General features: G+C 68.4%; 1 protein-coding gene. It reads left to right on the plus strand.

What is annotated here, in order from left to right; all coding sequences use genetic code 11:
* Nucleotides 1–408 precede the first annotated feature (408 nt).
* Nucleotides 409–2,745 (plus strand): xanthine dehydrogenase family protein molybdopterin-binding subunit, encoded by a 2,337-nt coding sequence (locus tag FHP25_RS40395; RefSeq protein WP_147852674.1) that lies wholly within the window; start codon nucleotides 409–411, stop codon nucleotides 2,743–2,745.
* Nucleotides 2,746–2,813 lie beyond the last annotated feature (68 nt).

Consider the following 2,813-nt stretch of genomic DNA (forward strand, 5'->3'; position numbering starts at 1 on the left):
AAAAATCGGTCTGACGATCAACTTGGCGGAAATTACTCATCACAACCACGCTGGCTCGAGCCAATATCAACCCTCGATAATGAATCTCATTCCAGCTCTCGGCTCAAGTCCGACAGGCTGCTAGGCGAGTCACGACTGTCGTCCCGAGCGTAACGAGGGATCCCACCGGAAAGCGCGCATGGTGTGCCGTCCCGGGGAGACCCGTCGCTGCGCTCGGGATGACAGACGACGGCAGCGGCAGCGATGGTTCTGACGGTTCCGATGACGCGCGCGTCGTCATCTGCGTGAAGGCGGGCATCCGGAGTCACCACCGCGCGCCTGCATGTCACGCCTGCAGCCGGTCAGGGTTCCCGGTCCCCCCTTCCATGCTAGGCTGACCGCCATTGCCCCACCTTATTGGACTGATCGATGAACGCGCCGTTCGACGCCATCAAGTTCGAATCGATGAAGTTCGGCATCGGCCAACCCGTGCCGCGCCGCGAGGACCCGACCCTGCTGCGGGGGCAGGGCCGCTATACCGACGATCTCAGCCTGCCCGACCAGGCTTATGCCGTGATGGTGCGCAGCCAGGTGGCGCACGGCGTCATCAAGGCGATCGACACGGCGCAGGCCAAGGCCATGCCCGGTGTGCTCGGCGTCTGGACGGGGGCCGAGCTGAACGCGGCCGGCTATGGCCCGCTCAAGACCCTGATCCCGGTGCCCAACCGCGACGGCACGCCGATGAAGACGCCGACGCGCTATTCGCTGGCCACCGACAAGGTGCGCTTCGTGGGCGACCCGGTGGCTGTCGTGGTCGCCGAGACGGTGGCCCAGGCCAAGGACGCGGCCGAGGCGGTGATGCTCGAGATCGAGGCGCTGCCGGCCGTCACCGACGCGCGGGCCGGGGCCGAGGCGGGCGCGCCGCTGGTCTTCGACGATGTGCCGGGCAATATCTGCCTGGACTTCCACTATGGTGACAGCGCCAAGGTGGCCGAAGCCTTCGCCGCCGCCGCCCATGTGACGCGCCTGCGCCTGATCAGCAACCGCATCGTGGTCTGCGCCATGGAGCCGCGCGCCGCGATCGGCCACTACGATCCCGCCACCGACCGCTACACGCTCCATGCCGGCAACCAGGGCGCCTTCGGCCTGAAGCACCAGATGGCCGCCCTGCTGGGGATCAAGCCGGCGCAGATGCGCATCCTGACCGGCAATGTCGGCGGCTCCTTCGGCATGAAGGGCTCGCCCTACCCCGAGTATGCCGGCCTGTTCCACGCCTCCAAGCTGCTGGGCCGGCCGGTGAAGTGGACCGATGAGCGCAGCGGCAGCTTCCTGTCCGACCAGCACGGGCGCGACCATGACTTCGACGCCGAGCTGGCGCTGGACAAGGACGGCAATTTCCTGGCCGTGCGGCTGAACGGCTTCGCCAATGTCGGCGCCTATCTCGCCAATGTCGGGCCGCTGATGGGATCGATGGGCGTGACCCGCAACCTCGCGGCCATCTACCGCACGCCGCTGATCGAGGTCTCGTCACGCATCGTGTTCACCAACACCTCGCCGGTCGGCGCCTATCGCGGCGCCGGCCGCCCCGAGGCCAACTACTTCATGGAGCGGCTGATCGACACCGCGGCGCGCGAGATGGGCATCGACCACATCGCGCTGCGCCGGCGCAACCATATCCGCCCCGAGGAGATGCCGTACAAGACCGCGTCGGGGACCACCTACGACAGCGGCGAGTTCACGGCGCTGCTCGACAAGGCGCTGCAGCTTGCCGATGTCGACGGCTTCGCCGCGCGCAAGGCCGAAAGCGCGCGCCGCGGCAAGCTGCGCGGCCTGGGCGTCGGCGACTACCTCGAGGTGACGGCGCCGCCGCAGAAGGAGATGGGCGGGCTGCGCTTCGAGCCCAACGGCGATGTCAGCATCATCACCGGCACGCTCGACTACGGCCAGGGCCACTGGTCGGCCTTCGCCCAGGTGCTGCACGAGAAGCTCGGCATCCCGTTCGAGCGCATCAGGCTGATCCAGGGCGACAGCGACCTCTTGATCGCGGGCGGCGGCACCGGCGGCTCCAAGTCGATCATGGCCAGCGGCGCCGCCATCGTCGAAGCTTCCGACAAGGTGATCGACAAGGGCCGGCAGATCGCCGGCGTGGCGCTCGAGGCGGCCGCGGCCGACATCGAGTTCAAGGCCGGCCGCTTCACCATCGTCGGCACCGACCGCGGCATCGGCATCATGGACCTGGCCGAGAAGCTGCGTGGCGGGATGAAGCTGCCCGAGGGCGTGCCCGGCACGCTCGATGTCAGCCATGTCCACGAGGCGGCGCCGTCGGCCTTCCCCAACGGCGCCCATGTCGCCGAGGTCGAGGTCGATCCCGACACCGGCACGGTGGCGGTGGTGAAGTACACCATGGTCAGCGACTTCGGCACGGTCATCAATCCGCTGCTGGTGGAAGGCCAGAGCCATGGCGGCGTCGTGCAGGGCATCGCCCAGGCCCTGTTCGAGCGCACGGTCTACAGCGAGGACGGCCAGTTCCTGACCGGCTCGTTCACCGACTATGCGCTGCCGCGCGCTTCCGACGTGCCGTTCTTCCAGATGGCCTATCACGCGGTGCCGGCCAGGACCAACGTGCTCGGCGCCAAGGGTTGCGGCGAGGCCGGCTGCGCCGGCTCGCTGCCGTCGGTGATGAACGCGCTGGTCGACGCGCTGGGCGGCAGGCATATCGACATGCCCGCCACCCCCGAGCGCGTCTGGGAAGCGCTGAGGGGCTAGCGAGCGTGGTCGGGCCGCGCCGCTCCAGCGGCGCTCTTGCATTCCGGTAGGAAGAGCGCCGCTGGAGC

Origin of the sequence: Vineibacter terrae (genome assembly GCF_008039615.1) — a bacterium.
Lineage (GTDB): Bacteria > Pseudomonadota > Alphaproteobacteria > Reyranellales > Reyranellaceae > Vineibacter > Vineibacter terrae.

Bases quoted from the DNA above. Each gene is read 5' to 3' on its own strand.
- FHP25_RS40395 (WP_147852674.1), top strand. From the start codon at position 409: ATGAACGCGCCGTTCGACGCCATCAAGTTCGAATCGATGAAGTTCGGC.